Annotated in this window: 18 protein-coding genes and 1 pseudogene; 15 read left to right on the forward strand and 4 right to left on the reverse strand. The window is 69.1% G+C overall.

Features of this window, described 5'->3' with window-relative positions; translation table 11 throughout:
- Positions 1–115: 115 nt before the first annotated feature.
- Positions 116–1,168, reverse strand: a complete 1,053-nt coding sequence (locus RN729_RS06630; RefSeq protein ID WP_310782946.1) for a hypothetical protein — start codon at positions 1,166–1,168, stop codon at positions 116–118.
- A gap of 198 nt (positions 1,169–1,366) precedes the next feature.
- On the opposite strand from RN729_RS06630, the gene gmd reads away from it, so the two are divergent.
- Complete coding sequence (gene gmd / locus RN729_RS06635; RefSeq protein ID WP_310782948.1) at positions 1,367–2,344, forward strand: GDP-mannose 4,6-dehydratase; 978 nt, start codon at positions 1,367–1,369, stop codon at positions 2,342–2,344.
- Between the two features lie 18 nt (positions 2,345–2,362).
- Here gmd and RN729_RS06640 read toward each other — a convergent pair whose 3' ends face one another.
- Together RN729_RS06640 and RN729_RS06645 are read right to left on the reverse strand one after the other, a co-directional pair.
- On the reverse strand, positions 2,363–3,439 hold the full coding sequence (locus RN729_RS06640) for an LptF/LptG family permease (protein ID WP_310782950.1): 1,077 nt from the start codon (positions 3,437–3,439) through the stop codon (positions 2,363–2,365).
- A 4-nt stretch (positions 3,440–3,443) separates the two neighbouring features.
- A complete protein-coding gene (locus RN729_RS06645) occupies positions 3,444–4,973 on the reverse strand; it encodes an LptF/LptG family permease (protein WP_310782951.1) in 1,530 nt (509 codons plus the stop codon).
- Between the two features lie 106 nt (positions 4,974–5,079).
- Here RN729_RS06645 and RN729_RS06650 point away from each other — a divergent pair, with 106 nt between their 5' ends.
- The 14 genes and pseudogenes from RN729_RS06650 to RN729_RS06715 all read left to right on the forward strand — a co-directional run bounded on the left by RN729_RS06650 (position 5,080) and on the right by RN729_RS06715 (position 20,412).
- Positions 5,080–6,141, forward strand: coding sequence for a glycosyltransferase family 9 protein (locus RN729_RS06650; RefSeq protein WP_310782953.1), 1,062 nt, complete (start codon positions 5,080–5,082; stop codon positions 6,139–6,141).
- Positions 6,142–6,151: 10 nt separating this feature from the next.
- Positions 6,152–7,726 carry a response regulator gene (locus RN729_RS06655; protein ID WP_310782955.1) on the forward strand — a complete coding sequence of 525 codons (1,575 nt, stop codon included), beginning with the start codon at positions 6,152–6,154 and terminating at the stop codon, positions 7,724–7,726.
- A 4-nt stretch (positions 7,727–7,730) separates the two neighbouring features.
- Positions 7,731–9,566, forward strand: a complete 1,836-nt coding sequence (locus RN729_RS06660; RefSeq protein WP_310782957.1) for an ABC transporter ATP-binding protein — start codon at positions 7,731–7,733, stop codon at positions 9,564–9,566.
- Entirely contained in the window at positions 9,563–10,489 is a 927-nt protein-coding gene (locus tag RN729_RS06665; RefSeq protein WP_310782959.1) for a lysophospholipid acyltransferase family protein, read from the forward strand. Before RN729_RS06660 ends, RN729_RS06665 begins: the two co-directional genes overlap by 4 nt.
- Entirely contained in the window at positions 10,486–11,235 is a 750-nt protein-coding gene (locus RN729_RS06670) for a glycosyltransferase family 2 protein (RefSeq protein ID WP_310782960.1), read from the forward strand. Before RN729_RS06665 ends, RN729_RS06670 begins: the two co-directional genes overlap by 4 nt.
- A 1-nt stretch (position 11,236) precedes the next feature.
- Positions 11,237–12,076 carry a DUF3108 domain-containing protein gene (locus RN729_RS06675; protein WP_310782962.1) on the forward strand — a complete coding sequence of 280 codons (840 nt, stop codon included), beginning with the start codon at positions 11,237–11,239 and terminating at the stop codon, positions 12,074–12,076.
- 118 nt (positions 12,077–12,194) lie between these two features.
- Positions 12,195–12,461 (forward strand): hypothetical protein, encoded by a 267-nt coding sequence (locus RN729_RS06680; RefSeq protein ID WP_310782963.1) that lies wholly within the window; start codon positions 12,195–12,197, stop codon positions 12,459–12,461.
- A 103-nt stretch (positions 12,462–12,564) separates the two neighbouring features.
- Positions 12,565–13,923 carry a hemolysin family protein gene (locus RN729_RS06685; protein ID WP_310782964.1) on the forward strand — a complete coding sequence of 453 codons (1,359 nt, stop codon included), beginning with the start codon at positions 12,565–12,567 and terminating at the stop codon, positions 13,921–13,923.
- 127 nt (positions 13,924–14,050) lie between these two features.
- Positions 14,051–15,148 carry a tetratricopeptide repeat protein gene (locus tag RN729_RS06690; RefSeq protein WP_310782966.1) on the forward strand — a complete coding sequence of 366 codons (1,098 nt, stop codon included), beginning with the start codon at positions 14,051–14,053 and terminating at the stop codon, positions 15,146–15,148.
- Positions 15,149–15,168: 20 nt separating this feature from the next.
- A complete protein-coding gene (locus tag RN729_RS06695; RefSeq protein ID WP_310782968.1) occupies positions 15,169–16,242 on the forward strand; it encodes an isocitrate/isopropylmalate family dehydrogenase in 1,074 nt (357 codons plus the stop codon).
- A 136-nt stretch (positions 16,243–16,378) separates the two neighbouring features.
- Positions 16,379–17,578, forward strand: coding sequence for an acetyl-CoA C-acetyltransferase (locus RN729_RS06700; protein ID WP_310782971.1), 1,200 nt, complete (start codon positions 16,379–16,381; stop codon positions 17,576–17,578).
- 73 nt (positions 17,579–17,651) lie between these two features.
- Positions 17,652–18,368, forward strand: a pseudogene (locus tag RN729_RS06705) (slipin family protein); the annotation flags it as partial.
- 316 nt (positions 18,369–18,684) lie between these two features.
- The gene (locus tag RN729_RS06710; protein ID WP_310782975.1) at positions 18,685–19,452 is read left to right on the forward strand and encodes a hypothetical protein; all 768 of its coding nucleotides are present in this window, start codon (positions 18,685–18,687) and stop codon (positions 19,450–19,452) included.
- Positions 19,453–19,524: 72 nt separating this feature from the next.
- Positions 19,525–20,412: a 3-hydroxyacyl-CoA dehydrogenase family protein gene (locus RN729_RS06715; RefSeq protein WP_310782977.1), complete on the forward strand. Its 888-nt coding sequence runs from the start codon at positions 19,525–19,527 to the stop codon at positions 20,410–20,412.
- A gap of 54 nt (positions 20,413–20,466) precedes the next feature.
- On the opposite strand, the gene RN729_RS06720 is transcribed toward RN729_RS06715, so the two are convergent.
- Positions 20,467–21,306: a phosphatase PAP2 family protein gene (locus RN729_RS06720; RefSeq protein WP_310782979.1), complete on the reverse strand. Its 840-nt coding sequence runs from the start codon at positions 21,304–21,306 to the stop codon at positions 20,467–20,469.
- Between the last annotated feature and the right edge of the window lie 44 nt (positions 21,307–21,350).

Here is a 21,350-nt window from a genome sequence, read left to right on the forward strand (position 1 = left end):
CGGGCAGGTGGTCCGCGCCACGCCGGACCGGATCCGTTCGCGGGCCGCGACGACGTCTGAGTTGCTGAGCATGGATTCTAGACCCAGTGACGGTAACGGGGTTCCGCGACGGGCGTCAGGATGCGAGGTGCCGAAGCTGGTCGATGGCGCCGGCCGTGTCGAGATGGGTCAGGTCGATTGCGTGTCCGTCGTCACTGCCCTCCTCGATCCACCGGCCGACCATCGCGCTGGGCACGGATTCACGCGGCGAGAGCACGGTGGGCGCCCGCAACTCCGCCACTCGCACGGCGTAGCAGGCGTTTTCGACGGCCTCTTCCCACGCGTCCTCGACCCACGCCACCCGGCGCCGCCGCAGCACCTGCCCGTGCGCAACCGGCTGGAGCACGCGGTGCGCCTCGTCGAGCCCGGGGAGTACGATGAGCCAGGAGTGCGGTTCCGCTTCCGGCTCCAGCAGGAACCGAAGCTCCTCGAGTTCCTCGATCCAGTCGAGGCGAAGTTGCGCCGCCGCGGCCCGCTCGAACTCCAATCCTTCGGAGGCGGCGTCGCGCGCCTCCGTGAAGCGGTCCATGAGTTCCCAGGCGTAGTCCGGGTCGGCGAGCAGGCGCCCGGCCGCTTCCGCCTGCCGCCGATAGGCGTTGAGTCCCACGCGGCGCGCGCAGGGCGCGGTGCAGAGGTCCATGTCGAACTGCATGCAGGGGCTCCGCGCGGTGTCCGGCTGCACGGATTCGGCGCAACTCCGCAGCCGGAAGATCTTCTCCACGAGGCGACGGATGCGCTCGGGCAAGCGGCGACTCCAGAAGGGGCCGACGTACCGGGCCTCGGCCCGGCGCGGCCGGCGCACCACGCGCAGCCGCGGGAAAGGTTCGTTCCGGCGCAGTTCCAGATACCAGCCGGCGTCGCGCCGCTTCAGCGCCTTGTTGTAGGGCGGACGCTGGCCGAGGATTCGCTCCGCCTCCACGAGTCGCGCCTCGAGGTCGCTCCCGGTCGGGTGTGCCTCGACGCCGCGGGCGATCCGCAACATCTCCGCCAGACGCTCGTTCGATGGCCCGCCGGAGTAGAAGTAGCCCCGCACGCGCCGCCGCAGGTTCACGCTCTTCCCCACGTAGAGGGGATGCCCGTGTGCATCCACGAAGACATAAACGCCCGGGGTCGCGGGAAGATCGGGCACCCATTCCGGAACCGGCGTCGCGCGCGGGATCGCGATCCCTCCTCTGTCTTCGGCCTTCGGTCTCCGGCGGTCCTGCCGCCCGCGGGAGGGGGAATGTCGGATTACGGGTTGTCTTCGGTCAAGCGGCGGCGCGGCGCTGGCCTCGCGCGCGCGGCGCCCGTTTGGCCGCGGCGCGCCGGCCGCGCATATTCGGCCGCCATGATCGCGCTCATCACCGGCATCACCGGACAGGATGGCTCCTACCTTGCCGAGTTCCTGCTCGACCAGGGGTACGAGGTGCACGGCGTGGTGCGCCGTTCCTCCGTGGAGAAGTACGACCGCATCTCGCACCTCCGGGATCGGGTCACGCTCCACCAGGCGGACCTCCTCGACCAGTTGTCGCTCATTCGCGTCCTCGAGCGCGTAGGCCCGCGGGAGGTGTACAACCTCGCCGCGCAGTCCTTCGTCCCCACTTCCTGGGACCAGCCGCTGCTGACGGGTGAGTTCACGGCGCTGGGCGTCACGCGCATGCTCGAGGCGATCCGCGCGGTCGACCACGCGATCCGCTTCTACCAGGCCTCCTCCTCGGAGATGTTCGGGAAGGTGCGGGAGACGCCGCAGAACGAGGACACGCCCTTCTACCCGCGGAGCCCGTACGGCGTCGCGAAGGTGTACGGCCACTTCATCACGGTGAACTACCGGGAGAGCTACGACCTGTTCGCGGCGAGCGGGATCCTCTTCAACCACGAGAGTCCCCGGCGGGGCCGGGAGTTCGTCACGCGCAAGGTGAGCTGGGAGGTCGCCCGCATCCACCACGGGCTCGTCGACCGTCTGTCGATCGGGAACCTCAAGGCGGAGCGCGACTGGGGCTTCGCGGGCGACTACGTCGAAGCGATGTGGCTCATGCTTCAGGCGGAGACGCCCGAGGACTACGTGATCGGGACCGGCGCGACGCATTCAGTGCAGCGGCTGATCGAGATCGCCTTCGATGAGGTCGGACGCGACTGGCGCGAGCACGTCGAGCAGGATCCCGCGCTCCTGCGGCCAGCCGAGGTCGAACGGCTGTGCGCCGACCCCTCGAAGGCGAAGCGGCAACTCGGCTGGGAGCCCCGCATGTCGTTCGAGGAGTTGATCCGCCTCATGGTGCGAACGGACGTCGAGCGGCTCGCCACCGCGGCGCCGCCGGGCCCTTCCTAGCGTCGCGTCGAGGCTGCGCTACGTCCGGAGTTTCGCGAAGAGCAGGAGTCCGGCGCCGAGGAAGATGATGTTGGGCAGCCAGGCCGCCGCCGTCGGCGACAGCGCCCCTCCGGCGCCCATCGCTTCCGCGATGCGGATCAGGGTCAGGAAGAGGATCGTCGTGCCGAGCGCGATCCCGACCGAGGTCGGCGCGCCGCCCCGCTTGTTGCTGTGCGCAAGCGGCATCCCGAACACGGCGATCACGAGACAGGCGAACGGAAAGGCGATGCGCTGCGCGCGAGAAGTTCTCAGCCCGTTCGTCGTGCCCCCGGACCGTTCGACGGATTCGATGAGGCGCCCCAGTTCCTGAAAGCGCATCTCGTCCGGCTCCTTGGGTCTGGCCTGAAGCTCCTCGGGCGTCTCATCCAGCTGCCGCACGTACAACTCGCCGAACTCGTAGGCGGTTTCCTCTTCCGGGCCGCGGAACTCCCGCATCCACCCCTGCAGGAGCACCCAGCGCGAGGACACCGAGTCGTACTGCGCCGTGTTGGCCGTGATGTGTATGGTGGGGAAGTCGGGTTCCGATCCCCTCCGCTCGATCTGCACGTTGTCCATCCGGCCCTCGCGCGTGTCGAGCAGCCGGGCCTTGTACACGAGGCCGTCGTCTCCCCGGTAGACGAAAGAGTTCCGGATCGTCTGGCTGCGGGCCTCTTCCTGCTCGAGGATTTCGGCCGATTTCCGGGTCGTCACGGCGACGAGCTCCGTGAGACCGAGCGCGACGAAACTGAGCAGCGTGGCGCCGCAGAGAATCGGTAAGACGAGCCGATAGAAGGAAACGCCGCCGGCCTTGGCGGCCGCGACCTCGAAGTTCCGGGACATGGAGGCCACCGCGAACACGGACCCGAGCAGGGCGGCGATCGGAAAGCCGAGCAGCGAATGGTACGGGAACTCGTACACGTAGTGGAGGATGATGTGACCCCAGGTGGACCCCTGGTCGAGAAAGCGGTCGATGTTGTCGGCGACATCGATGACGATGAAAAGGAAGGGCACACCGAGCGCGCAGGCCGCGAAGATCCGCAGGAACTGGGAAAGGACGTACCGGTCGAGCAGTTTCACGGCGTCAGCGCATCACTTTGGTCGAGCGGGCCAGGGCCACGAGCCCGGCGCCGCCGAACAGAACGTTCGGGGCCCACATGGCCCAAAGCGGCGAGATCCAGAGGCGGTCGGCGAGTCGCTCACCCCCGATGAGCGACACGTAGTACGCCCCGAAGATGCCCAGGCTGACGCCGACGACGAGCGCGATGCCCCCGCGTGGGAACCGGACGGCGATCGGGGCCCCGAGGAGGACGAAGACGATGCACGCGGCAGGGATCGTCCCCTTCTTGTGAATCTCGACCCAGTACTGGTTGATCCGGCGAAGGCCCGTGACTTCGCGCTCCGCATAGGACTGGAACTGGGTCGCCGCATCGAATGCGGAGTAAAAGCGGCGGGCTGCGCTCTCGGCGACCTGTGTCGTGGAATCCGGCGCGGCCGCTTCTCCGCTCGGGGGGTACGGGGATTCCTGCGCTTCCGGCTCGATCTCGCCGGGCGCGCGCGTCTCCCGTGTCCGGGGAAGGCCGTCTCGCCGGTCCGCGAGATCGACGTCCCGGCCGCGTTCCGGGTCGGGGATCTCCTCCCTCCAGTCGACGATCTCGCTCTCCGGGGGACGGGTGCGGCCCGCCAGCCGGTCCCCGGTCCCCGACGTCGGCGCGTCCGCGAGAGGCTGCTCGAAGTCCAGCAGCATGCGGGTGATCGCCTGCGCGTACACGAGGCTCTCCGAACGCGCCGCGTCCGCCATCTGCGCACCGAGATCCGCCTCCGCGCGCATGTCCGCGATGTTCATCTCGCGATCGCCGCGTATGGCGGCGGTATCGCGCTCGAGGCCGTTCGCCACATCCGGGATCTTGAGCAGCATCTGCTCGAAGGCGATGCGACGGAAGGCGTGCGGGCGCTCGTTCATGCGCACCTGGACGACGCCGTCCTCGAGGTCGAAGTAGAGGTCTTCCCCCTCCTCGGAGAAGCCCATCCTCCCGCGGGTCGCGTAGATGGAGCGGCTCTCCTGGCCGTTCCGCTCATCATAGATCGCGACATCGTGGACGACGCTCTCTTCCCGGTCGATCATGCCCGGGTGTACGTAGACATAGGACGGGAGCACTTCGTTGATCGTATGTTCCCGAAGGTTGAAAGTCGGCGTCTTGCGGCCGATCCCGCGGAGCAGCACCTGCAGGTGATGATTCGACTGCGGCAGGATCGTGTTGTTGAACCAGGTCATCCCGCCGGCCAGAATGACGGCACAGACGAGGAGCGGGGCCATCACACGCGACAGGGGGATGCCGCTCGCCTTGATGGCGGTGATCTCGAAGTCGCCCTCCATCCGGCTGAAGACGTACAGGACCGCGATGAGCACGGCCATCGGGAGCGTCTGGGCAAGGATGAAGGGGATCGAGTAGATGAAAACCTCGGCGATCACGGTCCAATCGAGGTCCTTGCCGATGAGCCGCTCGAAGCGCTTGCTCACCTGATCGAGGAGGAGCAGCACCGTGGTGCCGATGACGGCGAAGATGAACGGCCCGGCGTGACGGCGCAGGATGTAGCGGGTGAGAGTTCGCATCGCCCCGAGATTACTGTGTTTTCGGGCCGTTGTCAGCCCGGGTGGGTCTTTCCGGGGCCGCTTCCGCCCCGCGGTTTCGTCACGTTCCGCCAACTTCTGTACCAGGATGCGCGCCGATAGATCCCCCCGCGGGGCGGACGCTCCGCCGCGCCGGGTCGCCATCGTGCTCATGAGCGCGGTGGGAAGCACCGTCCAGGGGATGCCCATCGTCGCGTCCCTCCGGCGGGCCTGGCCCGGCGCCCAACTCACGTGGGTGCTGCAGCCTGGCCCGGCGACGCTGATGGCCGGCCGGCCGGACGTCGACCGGACCCTTCTCTTCCACCGACGGTTCGGGGCCCGCGCCTATTCCCGCTTTCGGCGCGAGGTGGCGGGGGAGGTGTTCGATCTCGTCATCTGCCTGCAGCCGAACTTCAAGGGAGGGATGGTCACGCGTCTCCTGCGCGCTCCGGAGCGCCTCGGCCACGATCGGGCACGCGCCCGCGACCTCAGCTGGCTGGCCACGAACCGCCGCATCCCTCGGGCTCCCGTGGCCCACATTCAGGACGAACTGTTCGAGTTCCTCGATCATCTCGGCGTTCCGCGCCGCCTGGAGTGGTGTTTTCATTTCACGGAGGAGGAACGGCGGATGTCGGCGCGGTGGAGAGAGGAGTTCTCGCGCACGGTGCTGGCGATCGTGCCGCGGAGTTCCAACGCCCGGCGAAACTGGACCCTCGAGGGGACGGCGCGGGTAATCGACGTGGCGGCCGGCGATCTGGGCCTTCAGCCCGTCCTCCTGGGAGGAGACTCCGAGGAGGAACTGCGGGATGCCCGCCGCCTCGAGGAGCTGTGCGGGGTTCCGCCGCGCGTCGCGCTGGGAGGGACGCTGCGGGAGTTGGCGGGCCGGCTCTCCGCGAGCGACCTCGTGCTGGCGCCGGACACGGGCCCTCTGCACATGGCGGTGGCGCTGGGGACGCCGACCATCGGACTGTACGGGTACACGGATCCCGCGCGCAGCGGTCCCTACGGCCGGTTCACGGATCTCACGGTGGACCGGTTTCGCGGCTCCGCCTGCTCCGATGGTGGGCGAGCGCCGTCCCGGGCCACTCGGCCGGGGCGCATGTCGAGAATCCGCGCCGAGGACGTCGTGCTGAAGCTGGAGCGGGCCATCCGCTCATATCTGAAAAGCTGAAAGGCCGCATATGACCGAAGGGACGAAGACCGTGGCGGGCCGGATCCTCTGGGTGGACGACGAAGTCGACCTGCTGCGTCCGCATCTCATGCTGCTGCGGTCCTCGGGATATCACGTCGATGCCGTGATGAACGGCCAGGACGCGATGGAGCTCCTCACGGCGGCTTCCTACGACCTCGTGCTGCTGGATGAGCGGATGCCGGGGCTACGCGGGATCGAGGTTCTCGACCGCATCCGGAGTTCCGCCCCGCGGCTCCCCGTGGTGATGGTCACGAAGAGCGAAGAAGAATCGACCATGCACGAGGCGATCGGACGGCGGGCGGACGACTACATCGTCAAACCGACGAGTCCCCGGCAGGTGCTCTCGGTCGTGACCCGTCTCCTCGCCGGCCCGGCCCTGCGCCACGAACACATCACGCGCGATTTCTCGCGCCGCTTCGGCGAGTTGCGGGAGCGGGTCTCCACCGCGACGTCGTGGCGGGATTGGGCCGACCTCTACTCGGAGCTCGTCGACTGGGACCTGAGGCTGGAGGAGGCCGGCGAGTCGGGCCTGCGCGAGATCCTCAAGGGGCTGCACACCGAGCTGAGCCGGGGGTTCTGCGACCTCGTGGCGGACCGGTACGGGGAGTGGGTGCACGAGGGCGGCGAGCGGGGGCCGACTCTCTCGGTGGATGTGCTGCCCCGCTTCTTTCGACCGATCCTCGACGAGGACCCGGCGGCGCTGCTCGTCGTGATGGACTGCATGAGGCTGGACCAGTGGCGGGCCGTCCTCCCCATCGTCAGCGAACACTTCGAGATCGAAGAGGCGCTCTACGCGGGCCTCCTGCCGACGGCGACCCCGTTCGCGCGCAACGCGATCTTCGGAGGCATCTTCGCGGACGAACTCGCCGAGCGCCGTCCGGATTGGTGGGAGAGGGGCAGCGAGATCGGCTACAACTCGTTCGAGGACGAGCTCTTCGAGCGGCAGATCCACGAACTGACCGCGTCGCGGATCCCCGTGCACTACGAGAAGATCTTCTCGGCCCAGGAGAGCGAGCCCATGCTGGCGCGGCTCGGCGGCTACCTGTCCTCCCCCTCGGCCACGGCGCTCGTGTTCGGGTTCGTGGACATGCTCACGCATGGGAGGGCGCGGTCGCGCCTGATCTGGGAGATGGCGCAGGACACCAGCGCGCTGCGCTCGCTCACCGTGACCTGGTTCGAGCGTTCGCCGGCGCTGAAGGCGCTGCGGTTGGCTGCGCAACGGGGTGTGCGGGTCCTCCTGACGACGGACCACGGTTCGATCCACTGCAAGCGGCCGGCCACGATCTACGCCGGACGCGATGCGTCGACGAGCCTGCGCTACAAGATCGGCGACGACATGAAGGTCGAGAATCCGGCCGCGGTCATGTCGACTTCGGACGCGGACGAATGGCGCCTGCCTCCCGGCGGGATGAAACAGACCTTCGCCCTCTGTCGCGAGGACTATTTCTTCGTCTATCCGACGAGGCTCCGGGAATACCAGAACCGGTACCGGGACAGCTTCCTGCACGGCGGCGTAAGCCCCGACGAGATGGTGCTTCCGGCCGCGCTGCTCACGCCGCGGTGATTCGATGAACCCGGGCCGGAGCGGCGAGGGCGCATCCTCGTACCGGCGGCTGCTCCGGTTCCTGCGTCCCTATCGGTGGACCTTTCTCGCGAGCCTGGCACTCGGCGTGCTCGCGGCCGGACTCGAGGCGTTCAGCCTCCTCCTTCTCATCCCGTTCCTCCGCTCGCTCTTCGGCATGGGGCCTCCCCTGCCGGGCGGCGGACGGAACGCGGCGGAGCGGTTCATCGACGGGATCGCGGGGGGGTGGCTCGGCCCGGAAGCCGGACTGGACGGGCTGCGGACCGTGTGCGTGCTGGTGCTGGCCGCGCTCCTCCTCAAGAACGTCTGCATCGTCGGGGGGCGGGCCCTCTCGATACGCACGCAGGAGTTTCTCGTCCGCGACGTGCGCAACGCCGTGCACGCGCACCTTCAGCACCTGCCGCTCGCCTTCTTCGAGCGTCGGAAGGTGGGGCAGTTGATCGCGCGCGTGATCACGGACGCCGGGGAGGCGAAGCCCGTCGTGACGGATGCGCTCGCGCAGGCCGTGCGCCAGGTCGCGACCCTCGCGGCCTACGCGGCGGCCCTGTTCGCTCTCTCGTGGAGGCTGGCGCTGATCGCCGTCATCCTGGTGCCGCTCGTGTGGCTCGGTCTGCGGCCGCTGCTCGGACGGCTGCGCGAAAGGTTCCGCCGCACCTGGGATGACCACGGCGAACTCGTCGCGGCGCTGCAGGAATCGCTGGGCGCGGTGCGGCTCGTGAAGTCGAGGGTCGCCGAGGACTTCGAGAAGACACGCTTCCGCCGCCGTTCGGACGCGTTCAGCCGCAAGCGGATCTCCGCGGCGACGACCCGGCACCTCGCCTCGCCCTTCTCCGAGGTGCTCGCATCCGTCGTGGCGCTTGGCCTTGTCTGGATCGGAGCGTCGTTCGTGGGGGGCGGCGGGTCGATCGCTCCCGAGCAGTTCGTCGCCTTCGTGACCATCGCGCTGCGCGCCATCACGCCGGTGAAGGCGTTCGCGCAGTATCCGGCCATCGCCGCGCAGGGACTGGCCGCGGCCGACCGTTTCTTCGAGATCCTCGACCAGGACCCGGAGCCGGCCGGAGGGTCGCGGATCGCAACGGGTCCCGAGCGGGAGATCCGCTACGAGGACGTCAGCTTCGCCTACGAGCCAGGCCGGGCGGCGCTGAGCGGCGTCGACCTCGTCATCCCGCGCGGAACCGTCGTCGCCATCGTCGGGGCGTCGGGGAGCGGGAAGTCCACGCTGGTCGACATGCTGCCCCGGTTCGCGGACCCGCAGGCGGGACGGGTCACCATCGATGGGACGGACATCCGGGAGTGCTCGGTGGACTCCCTCCGCCGGCTCATCGGTCTCGTGGGGCAGGAGGCGGCCCTCTTCCACGACACGGTGGCCGCGAACATCGCCTACGGGGAGGACGCGCCGGATCCGGCGGCGGTCGAGGCGGCGGCGCGGACGGCCGGGGCGCACGGCTTCATCACGGGGCTGCCCGACGGCTACGGCACCGTACTCGGCGATCGCGGCGTGCGTCTGTCGACGGGCCAGCGCCAGCGCATCGGGATCGCGCGGGCCCTCTTCCGCGACCCCCCTATCCTCATCCTGGACGAAGCCACGTCGGCCGTGGATGCCGAGACGGAGACGGCGCTCAGGACGGCGGCGGAGGGCTTTCGCGGCCGCACGGTGATCGTGGTCGCCCACCGGCTCTCAACGGTGCGCGAGGCCGACCGGATCTTCGTCCTCGAGCGCGGGCGGCTTGTGGACGCCGGCCGCCACGACGCGCTCGTCTCCCGCGGCGGGCCGTACCGCCGGCTCTTCGGCCATCAGCTCGAGTGCGTCCCGCAACCGTGACGGACCGGACGGGCCGGCATGGACCGGGCGGCGGCAGACCGCTCGCGGACGCGCTCGTGGACGGCGGAGTCGCCGGCCTGCACCTTGGATTGCGCGCCGCGCCGGAACCGGTGGCGATTGCGGCCGGCCGGGCGCTCGGGACGCTGTGTCGCGACGTTCTCCGCGTGCGTCGCGGCGTCGTCGACTCCCAGCTCGCCGCGAGTTTCCCGGCCGCGACAGCGCATTGGGTGCGCGACACGGCTCGCGCCTGCTACCGACACTTCGGTCGGGAGGCCGCAATCCTCATGGGCCATCCGTCCCGGATCGAGCGAGCGCTGTCTCGCGTCGACGACGAGGCCGGGCTGGGCCCGCGTCTGCGCACGGCGGTCGCGGAGCGGAGCGGCGCCGTGGTCGTCTCCGGGCACCTCGGAAACTGGGAGCTCGGCGGCGCTGCCGTGCGAGCGCTCGGAGTACGCGTGACGACGGTTGTGCAGCGGCAGCGAGGCGCCTCCGGCCGTCGGCTGGGCGAGCTGCGCGCGCGGCTGGGGCTGGAGGTGCTCGACCGCGGCGCGGCGGCGCGGCCCGCACTCGACGCGCTGCGTTCCGGCCGGATCCTCGCCCTCGTGGCCGATCAGCACACCCGCAGCGGCGGCGCCCCGATCGACTTCCTCGGCCGCCCCGCCCGGACGTCGCTCGCCCCGGCGCGTTTGTGTCTCGCGGCCGATGTCCCTCTCTTCTTCGCGGCCCTCGTTCGAGACCCATCGGGGTACAGGATCGTCCATGAAGAGATCGACGGCGGTCGAACGGGCGCCGGCGGCGATCCGATCGAGATCACGAGGGGGTGGGTTCGGGTGTTGGAGAGGGAGATCGAACAGCGACCGGAGCAGTACTTCTGGTTCCACCGGCGCTGGAAGCCGGTGGCGCAACTCGGAGAGAGCGCGTGATTCACATCGGGATTCCGGTTCACAACGAGCGCGAGACCATCGGTCCGCTGCTGTGGCGCATCCGCGAACTGCTCTACGGCGAGCGGCGGCAGTTTCACGTGCTCGTCTGCGACGATGCCTCGGAGGACGGGACGGACGAGGCGCTCGAGCGGTATCCGCGGGTGCTCCCGCTGACCGTGCTCCGCAACGAGGAGCGGCGGGGCTACGCCGCGAGCCTCGACCGGCTGATCCGGGCGACGCTTCGCCGCTCGGACTATCCGCGCCGCGACGCTTTCGTCTCCATGCAGGGCGATTTCTCCGATCCGCCCGAGCGCTTGCCGGAGATGCTTCGCCGCTTCGAAGGCGGTGCCGATCTCGTCACGGTCGCGCGTGGTGATGCGGAACCCTTCGCCCGGCGTCTGACCCGGGCCGGCGGCCGGCTCTGCGCCCGTCCGCTGCTGTCGGCTCCAGCCGTGACGGACCCTTATGCTTCTCTTCGGTTATATAGGTTGTTCGCTCTGGAACGCGCTGTCGCCGCCGGCGATGGGCCGCTGCTGCCGTACGGAGGCTGGGCCGCCAACGCCGCGCTGCTCCTGCAGGTGTGGCCGTTCGTACGAAGATTCGAGGAGATTCCGCATGATCCGCACCCCCTTCGCCGATACCGCGACGCCCGCTTCCGGGCCGGCGAGCAACTCCGGCAGCTGTTCGCCGCCGGCCGGGACCGCGCCCTGCGCGAGATCGGCCGGCAGATCGCCGAGGCGGCCTGACATGCGGAGACGAAAGCTGCGCCGCGGTGCCGTAGCGTGTCTCGCGCTCCTCGCCCCGTCGCTTTCGGGTGCACCCGACCTCGCGGGGCAGAGCAACCCGGGCGACGTGGCCGATGACCTCTTCTCCGAGAGCTGGCCGTTCGAGATCGGGGAGACCTCCGAGTACGCCGTGCTGTTCGGGCCCGTGAACTTCGGGCGCATGCACCTCCGCGTCGAAGCCCAGGATACGATCCGCGGCACGCCGGCGTACCGGCTCTCGATGGAGATGAAGGGGAGCATTCCTTTCTACAGGATGGACGACCGCACGGTGAGCTGGCTCGCCCCCGATCCCTACCGGTCGCTTCGCTTCGAAGAGAACCTCCGGCAGGGAGGGTATCGCAGACAGCGCCGCTGGGAGCTGGATCACGAGGCCCTCGCCGCCACGAGGCAGGACTGGAACGAGGAGGCCGAGGCCTATCTTCCGCACCGCCGGCAGCGGGATCTTCCCATGCCCCCGGGCGCGCTCGACGAGATCTCCTATCTCTACCTGATCCGGACCCTCCCGCTGGAGATCGGCCGGACCTACGAGTTCGACCGTTACTTCGAGGAGGACGGCAATCCCGTCGTCGTCGAGGTCCTGCGCCGCGAGCGCGTGCGTGTGCCGGCGGGGACGTTCAACACGATCGTCCTGCGTCCGACCATTCAGACCGACGGCCTGTTCGGAGAGGAAGGACGGGCCGAGGTCTTCATCTCGGACGATGACCGTCGCCTCATCGTGCAGATCAGGAGCCGCATGAAGATCGGTGGAGTGGACATGTACCTTCGCGACTTCGAGCGGAACGAAGCGGAGACCGATCGCTGACGTTCGAAACGTTTCCGGTCGAGCGACCGCCGCGACAGTGCGGCACTCCCTTTTTGCCCTGGTGCATCCTAAGTTGGTCTCGACACCCGTAAAGCGACGACGACCAGCAGGAGGTGCCTTGAGCAAAGGAAATCATGTGCCGAATTCAAGTGACAGGGCCCGCGACGAGTTGTTCAGCCACATCCGCCGCTGTGGTGTGCTCGACGCGGAAGAAGAGCAGCGGCAAGAGTGGTTCGACGATACGATTCAGTACCTCGGAGAGCGGTATCCGGAGCTGACGCCGGCCGAGTTGTCTGTGCTGCGCACCATCGGCGAGCGGTACTGTGCCCCGGCGATCCCGCACGGGGGCGCGGCTCGGCAGTCAGAGCAGGAAGCCCCGGTTTAGCCCGATCCAGGACCACCGGCGAGGTAACGAGGTAACGTAGCCTGAACGAACCCCCGCCCCCGGACAGACCGGGAGCCACACCATCTACTGGTCGGACCGCTGAATGGACCTCGGACTCGCTCTGAGGCTCGGCGCGGTCCTCGCGCTCGTAGCGGCGAACGCCTTCTTCGTTGCGGCGGAGTTTGCGCTCGTCAGCGCGCGCCGCACCCGCATCGACGAACTGGCCGATGCCGGCGACCGTCTCGCCCGCGTCGTCCGCCGGGCGCAGGACAATCTCGACCGCGCCATCTCCGGTACACAGCTCGGGATCACGCTCGCGTCGCTCGGCCTTGGCTGGATCGGCGAGCCGGCGCTCGCGCGCTCCATCGAGCCTCTCTTCGGCGCGCTGGGCTTCGCCGCGGGGCCGGTGGCTCTCCACACGACGGCCCTCGTCGTCGCCTTCATCCTCATCACCTACCTCCACATCGTACTCGGCGAACTCGCGCCGAAGACGGTCGCGCTCCTGCGCCCGGAGACGGTAAGTCGCTATCTCGCCGGCCCTCTCCTCGCCTTCAACCGCGTCGCGACGCCGGCGATCTGGCTGCTCGATGGCTCGGCCCGGCTGTTCCTGCGGATGATCCGCGCCCCCGTGGGTGACACGCACGGCGTCGAACATGCCCACAGCCCGGACGAGATCGAAGTGCTCGTGCGGCAGAGTCTGCGCGAAGGAATGGTGGAGAAGGACGAACAGGCGATGATCGAAGGCGTGTTCGATCTCACGCATACCGTCGTCCGGGAGGTGATGACGCCGCGGCCGGACATCGTCGCCGTCGGGGCCGGGGATCCGGCCAAGGTCATCCTGGAGGTCGCGGCGGAGTCGGGACATTCGCGTCTCCCCGTCACCGACGAATCGCTGGACGACATCGTCGGCATCATCGTCGTGAAGGACCTGCTCGCGGAAGTCCTCGCGGAGCGTCCGACGGGACTCGTCGCGCGGGACGTGATGCGCGAGGCCCTCTTCGTCCCCGAGTCGAAGGCGGTCGACGACCTGCTGGCGGAAATGCGGGCCCGGAAGACGCACATGGCCGTCGTCGTCGACGAGTTCGGCGGCACGGACGGCATCGCCACGCTGGAGGACCTGCTCGAGGAGATCGTCGGCGAAATCTACGACGAGCACGACGAAGCGGAGGCGGGGCTGGAGGTCGGACCCGATGGGTCGGTCGGACTCGATGGCGGGGTCTCGTTCGCGGATCTGCTCGCGGGCCTGGAACTCGATGATCTCGACGAGGACGAGGAATACGACACCGTGGCCGGCTACGTGATCGGCACGCTGGGCCGAATCCCGGAGCCGGGCGACCGGGTTCCGCTGGGAAATGCGCGGCTGGAGGTCGCGGAACTCGTCGAACGGCGAATCACGCGGCTCACCCTGCACGGCGTGGACGAGAAGACGGTGGCGCGACTGTACGAAGCCCTCGAATCGTGAATGCAGCCGCGCCCGAACTTGCTGGCACGGGCATCGCGTCCGAAATTGGAAGCGCGTCCTTCAACGAAAGGCTCCGCTCTGGCTCGCCGAACACGGTCGGAAGGGTTCCTGACTTGAGGTTCCGGCTTTGAACCTCTCCGACTCCTGGAACTACGAGCAGTTCGACGCCGAAGCGCAACGGCTGTACGAAGCCGGCGACTTCGATCAGGCGCTTGGCCTCCTGAAGGAGGCCCTCACCCGTTATCCCGACTCGGTCGAACTCCTCGTCTCACTCGGATACACGCGTCTCGCCAGAGAGGAATATGCCTGGGCCCGCGCGGCCTTCGACGGCGTCCTCGGGATGGATCCGGAACACGAGGAAGCGCTGGCCGGCCTGGGAGACGTCCTGCTGAAGCTGGGGGAACGCGCGGCGGCCTTCCAGATCTTTGAAGGCCTCATCGCGCTGGGGTACGATCGGGACGTGGAACTCATGCTCTGCGTGGGCCGCAGCCTGCTGCGCGAGGGTCTCCTGCGCCGGGCGGAGCGATTCTTCCGGCTTGCCCTCGCCGCCGATCGTGAGAGCCCGGACGCCGCGCTGGACCTCGCCTTCACCTTCTACCGTGACGGCGACACCGAGGGGGCGCTGTTCTGGAGCCGCGAGGCGGTGCGCCTGGATCCCCGTTTCGCGGAGGCCCGCGCGCTCTACGGCAACGTCCTCTACGAACGCGGCGATTTTCAGGGGGCGCTCGCGCAGCTGGCGACGATCCCGGTGACGGACCTGGCGGACCCGATCGTCGCGTGGCGGGTCGTCGACCTCAAGCGGCGACTCGAAGACCTGCCATCGGACGCCGAGGAGCTGCGGCCCTACCTGCTGGCGCTGGAGGAACTGGCGCCGGAACCGAGTCCGGAGGAACGCCTGCTGGCCGAGGTCGAAGCCCGGGCGAACGGGTTGACGGCCGGACCGGGCACAGGCCAGCTCGATCTCTTCGGCCGCCCCCCCGACGCATCGGCGGTGGAGGTACACCGCGTGCGGGCCCCGAACGGGGTGGTGTACGAAGGAGACTGGGATGGGATCGTGCGGGCCATGCGCAACGGGTCCGAGGAGCCCGGCGTCTCGCTGGCGGACTTCATGCGCAACGAGGCGATGCGGCTCCAGGCGCTGACCGGCATCGCCGTGTCCTGGCAGACCGCGCGCGCCTTCCTCGAGGACTCGGCACGGGTCGGCGCGCTCGAGATCGAACGTTAGTCGCCGGGCGCCGGGCTGACGTGAAAGCTTCGCTGCGCATCGCCGTCATCGGCGGCGACGGGATCGGACCCGAAGTCACCCGCGAAGCGTGTCGCGTGCTTCGGGCGGCGGCCGCGAAGGGTCTCTCCGACCTCGAACTCACACACTTTCCGCACGGCGCGGATCACTACCTCGCCACCGGAGAGACGCTGTCGGAGCAGACCTTCGAGTCTCTGAGGGATGACTTCGATGCGATTCTCTTCGGCGCCGTGGGAGATCCGCGCGTGCCCGATGGACGTCACGCGCGCGACCTCCTCCTCGGACTGCGGGTGCGGCTGGACCTCTTCCTCAATCGCCGGCCGCTCCGGCTGCGCGCCCCGGAGTTGTCGCCGCTGAGGTCCGCGGACTCGGCGCCCATCGACTTCGAGATCTTCCGGGAAAACACGGAAGGCCTATACGTGGGCATCGGCCGGGTCGAACATGAGGGCACGCCCGATGAAGTCGCGGTGTCCGAGTCGGTCGCGAGCCGGTTCGGGGTCGAGCGCATCGTGCGGCGTGCGTTCGGGCACGCCGCTCCCCGGGGACTGCGCGTCACGCTCGCGGACAAGGCGAACGCGGTGCCGCACATGTTCGGCCTCTGGCGCCGCGTGTTCGCGGAGGTCGCCGCCGGATACCCGGGGGTGGAGTCGGAGATGCGCTACGTGGACGCGCTCGCGATGGAGATGATCCGGGTGCCGGAACGGTTCGGCGTCATCGTCACGTCGAACCTGCTCGGCGACATTCTCTCCGACCTGGGTGCCGAGATCGTCGGCGGGCCGGGGCTCGCGCCCTCCGCCAACGTGAACCCGGGCGCGCATGGACTGTATGAACCCGTGCACGGCAGCGCGCCGGACATCGTCGGGACGGGACGGGCGAATCCGATGGCCGCGGTGCTCAGCGCCGCGCTCCTCCTGCGGGATCACGGGGCGGTCGATGCGGCCGACGCGGTCGAGGCGGCCGTGGATGCGGCGCTGGCTTCCGGCGTGCGGACCCCGGACCTCGGAGGAAGCGCGACGACGTCGCAGGTCGGAAACTGGCTCGCGAAGCGGGTGGGCGGGGCTGATACGCCAGCGTAGTGCTACGTTCCATGCGCGGACCGGTCATCGGCCCCGCGCGGCCAACGGGCGGTGTCGGCGGAGCCGCATTCATGGCATTCATACATGACACGGATCCGGTCGGACGACCGGAAAGAGATGGAAGGACACTGCGAAGATGAGCGACAAGAACGGCAACGGGACGGTGTTTCTCTCCGCGGCGCGGACCGCCATGGGCGCGTTCGGCGGCAGCCTCAAGGACTACTCGGCCGTGGACCTGGGCGTCGTCGCCTCGGAAGCGGCGATCGAGCGCTCGGAAGCCGAGCCCGGCGACTTCGGACACGTCGTGATGGGGAATGTGATGCAGACGTCGGCCGATGCGATCTATCTCGCGCGGCACGTGGGACTGCGCGCGGGGCTGCCGATCGAGACCCCGGCCGTCACCGTGAACCGCCTGTGCGGCTCGGGCTTTCAGGCCGTGATCGATGGCTCGCAGGAGATCGAACTGGGGGAGAGCGACGTCTGCCTGGTGGGCGGCGCCGAATCCATGAGTCAGGCGCCGCATATCGTGCGCGGGGCCCGCTGGGGTCTGAGGCTGGGTCCGGCGCCGAAGTTCGAGGATTCGCTTTGGGAGGCGCTCACGGATCCCTACTGCGGTTTCTCGATGGCGCAGACGGCGGAGAATCTCGCGGAGGACTACGGGATCTCGCGCTCGGAAGCCGACGAGGTGGCGGTGCGCAGCCAGCGGCTGGCGGCGGAGGCCTGGGAGGGCGGCCGCTACAGGGACGAGGTCGTGCCGATGATGGTGGGAAGGAAGGGAAGGGAAACGTCGTTCGAGCGGGATGAGCACCTCCGTCCCGACACGACCGTCGAAGGGCTTTCGAAGCTCCGGCCGTACTTCAAGCAGGACGGCCTCGTCACCGCCGGCAACGCGAGCGGGATCGGGGATGGGGCGGCGGCGCTCGTGCTCGCGGGCAGCGACTACGCCGCGGCGCACGGCCTGGAGCCGGCCGGCCGCCTCGTGTCCTACGCCGTGGCCGGCGTGCCCCCCCACATCATGGGCATCGGGCCCGCGCCCGCCTCGCGCGCCGCACTCGAGAAGGCCGGCCTCACCCTCGATGACATCGATCTCGTCGAAGTGAACGAGGCGTTCGCGCCGCAGTACCTGGCGGTCGAGCGCGAACTCGGTCTCGACCGCGACAAGGTGAACGTGGACGGCGGGGCGATCGCGCTGAGCCATCCGCTCGGCATGACGGGGGCGCGGATCACCGGCCATCTGCTCCATGAGCTGCGGCGGCGGGGCGGCGGACTCGGACTCGGGGCCGCCTGCATCGGCGGCGGACAGGGCGCGGCCATCGTCGTGGAGGTCGACGCCTAGCATGTCCTGATTCGGAGTCGGTGCGACGGGTTCACCGGCCCGGCTCGGCCACGAGCAGCAGGAGGGAGCGAACATGGATCCTCTGTTCTTCATTCTCGCCGGGGCGGGCGCGCTCGCGCTGGCCACGAGTCTTCGCATCCTGAAGGAATACGAACGGGCCGTCGTTTTCCGACTCGGCCGTGCACGTCCGACCCGCGGGCCGGGGCTCATCTTCCTCGTCCCGTTCGGCGTCGAGCGCATGGAGCGGGTGAGCCTGCGGATCATCGCCATGGACATCCCGCCGCAGGACGTCATCACGCGGGACAATGTGTCGGTGAAGGTCAACGCGGTCCTCTATTTCCGCGTCGCGAACCCGAAACGGGCCATCCTCGAGATCGAGGACTATCTCTTCGCCACCTCGCAGCTTGCCCAGACGACGCTGCGCTCGGTCATCGGGCAGGCGGAACTGGACGAAGTCCTCGCGGAGCGGGAGAAGTTCAACCAGATCCTGCGCGACATCATCGACCAGGGGACGGACGCCTGGGGGATCGATGTCACGGGCGTCGAGGTGAAGGACGTGGACCTGCCGAACGAGATGAAGCGCGCGATCGCGCGGCAGGCGGAGGCGGAACGCGAGCGGCGCGCAAAGGTGATCAACGCGCAGGGCGAACTGCAGGCGGCGTCGAACCTGCGGGACGCGGCGCGCCAGCTGAGCGAATACCCCGCCTCGCTGCAACTGCGCTTCCTGCAGACGGCGACGGAGATCGCGGCGGAGAACAATTCGACGACGCTCTTCCCGCTGCCGGTGGAGCTCGGGCCGTTGGCGGGTCTGTTCAAGGGATTTGCGACGGCGTCGGGCGATGCGGCGGGGGCTGACACCACGCAGGCGGCTGATGCGGCGCCCGCTCCGGTCGACGAACGCGCGCTCGAAGGCTCGGAAGGAGCGCCGCGGCTGCCCCGCGCGGAGGCCGCGGAGGACGTGCCGGAGGCGTCGGGCGAAGCGGAGGCGGTGACGAGGGAGCGCGATGCCGCCGGCTGACGACAGTCGCGACAGTCCAGGCGGCTCCGGTCCTCCGGAACGCCGTCCGTCGCTCCCCCAAACGGTCACGCAGGAGCAACTCGAACGCGTGATCCGACGGGCATCGGACCTCCAGTTCCGCAGCTCCACCCCGGTCGGCGGGGAGCTCGGGGCGGGCGACGTCGTCCAGATCGGAGCGGAAGTCGGGCTCGAGGAACGCTACGTCCGGCAGGCGCTGGCTGAGATCGAGGCCGCCTCGCTGATCCCCGATGCGCCGTCGGACGAGGGACTCGCCCGCCGGATCGTCGGTCCGGCGATCGTGAGCACGAGCCGGGTCGTCCCCGGAAGTCCGGCGGATGTGGAGGCGAATCTCGAATCGTACCTGCGCGAAGAGGAACTCCTCCGCCAGGTACGCTCGCGGCCTGGCGGATCGCTCTGGGAGCCAGGGACCGGCCTCGTCAGCCAGGTGCGGCGCGCGATGGATGTCGGCGGCCGACGGTACACGCTCGCGAAGTCGCGTAACCTCCAGGTCAGCGTGGAAGCGCTGGAAAGCGGGTGGTCGCTTGTCACGCTGACGGCCGACATCGGTAACATGAGGGCGGAACGGCTCGGTGGCTGGTTCGGGGGAATGGGGCTGGGCGGGGCGGCCGGCGGGTTCGGCCTGTTCATGGCGACGGGAGGCGGTGTCCTGCCGCTCCTTGGAGGACTGGCGATCTTCTCGGGCTTCACGGCTGTCGCGGCGGTTTCCGCGCGGGCCGACATGCGGAAGGTCAGGCAGCGGATGGAACTCGCGCTTCAGGGTCTTCTCGACCGACTCGAACGCGGAGAGAACCTCCGCAGCGCGGAGGAACCGTGGCACCGGAAGCTTCTGCGCTGATGGGCGCGGGTTTCCGCGCGCCGAGACACGAACGGATACCCAACACACGAACGGACACAGAGGGAGTGGACATTGACTGAGATTCGGAAGGTCGGGGTCGTCGGGGCGGGACTGATGGGGAGCGGGATCGCGCAGGTCAGCGCGGCGGCCGGCTATGAGACGCTCGTGCGGGAGGTGGAGCAGGGATTCCTCGACCGAGGGATGGCCGGGATCCGTAAGACCCTCGACCGAGCCGTCCAGAAGGAGAAGCTCGGTGCGACGGACCGGGACGCGACGATGGCCCGTCTTCACCCGACGCTTGAACTGGCGGACCTGGCGGAGTGCGACCTCGTCATCGAGGCGATCACCGAGAACCTCGGCGCGAAACACGCGCTTTTCGGCGAACTCGGCGGACTGTGCGCGGCGGAGACGATCTTCGCCTCCAACACGTCGAGCCTGTCCATCACCGAACTCGCCGCGGAGACGGATCGCCCGGAACGCTTCGTCGGTCTCCATTTCTTCAGCCCCGTGCCGGTCATGCCTCTGGTGGAGGTCGTCCGCTGCGGGCAGACGGCGGAAGCGACGTTCGAGGCCGCCTTCGCGTTCGCCGGATCGCTCGGGAAGAGCCCGATCGCCTGCGGCGACAACACCGGTTTCGTGGTGAACCGGCTGCTCGTTCCCTACATGCTCGACGCGATCCGCGCGTACGAGGCCGGGGTCGCGTCGATCCCGGACATCGACAAGGGGCTGCGTCTGGGTTGCGGATACCCGATGGGCCCGTTCACGCTGGGCGACTTCGTGGGGCTCGACACGCTGTACCACATCACGGGGATCATGTACAACGAGTACAAGGAGGCGCGCTTCGCCTCTCCCCCCCTCCTGCGCCGCATGTATCTGGCCGGATACCACGGCCGGAAGACGGGGAAGGGCTTCTACGACTACAGCGGCGACGAACCGGTCGTATCCAGCTTCGTGCTGTAGCGGAGGCCGTCGGACATATTCCGGCGGGTCATCCCCGGCGAAGACGCCTCCGGGCTATTCGCGGAAGCGGATCTGAACGCCCAGCGCGTCGCCGGCGATCAGCGGCCGGATCCGGACTCGGGCGGGCGGGGACGATCCGGAGGCCGACGCGCGCTCGACGCGGAGCCAGCCCGCGGCGGCGCTCGTCGCGCGGCCTCCGACCCACCAGCCGATGAAGCCGCCGACCACCACGTCGGACAGCCAGTGCCGGTCTCCGTAGACCCGGGCGAGTCCCGTACCCGCGGCCGCCACGTAGAAGGGAATGGCCCACCCGCCGTCGGTGACCTCGTCGACCGCGGCGGCGATGGCGAAGGCGTAGGCCGTGTGCCCGGATCCAAGGGAGGCGTTGCCCCGGAATGGATCGAAGTGCAGGACACCCCTCTCGGCTCTCGGGCGGCTTCGTCCCAGCGTCCAGTTGAGGACGGTGTTCGACATCGAGCCGGCGAAGACCCCGAAGAAGGCCGACGTCGCCCGCCGGACTCCCCGTTCCCCGTCCAGTGCGACCCCCAGCAGAACTCCGCCCCCGGCGAGAAGGGGCGCGGTTCGCTTCCAGTCGCCGTACGTGTGGCCGCCCTCGGCGAGGTCGCGTCCCAGCGTTCCCTGATGGTCCAGCGCCAGATCCCGGACGGTCTCGTCGAGGAGGAAGGCGCCTCCGAGTACGCCCGCCGCGAGGGCGAACTCCCGCCCGCTGCGGCTCGCGCCGGACGTCTGCGCGTCAGGAGGCGCTTCTGCCGCCTGAGCGGCGAGATGGGCCGGTGACAGGAACCATGCAAGTCCGAGCGAGGCGACAGCCCCTCGCAGGGCCCTGTTTCGCGCGATCGGGCGGCTTGCGCCGCTGCAGCCGAAGCGTGTCATGGACGACTTCGAAGCTGCCTGCCCGGAGGCTCGCGGGCAACCGC

This window comes from Candidatus Palauibacter polyketidifaciens (assembly GCF_947581785.1).
GTDB lineage: Bacteria > Gemmatimonadota > Gemmatimonadetes > Palauibacterales > Palauibacteraceae > Palauibacter > Palauibacter polyketidifaciens.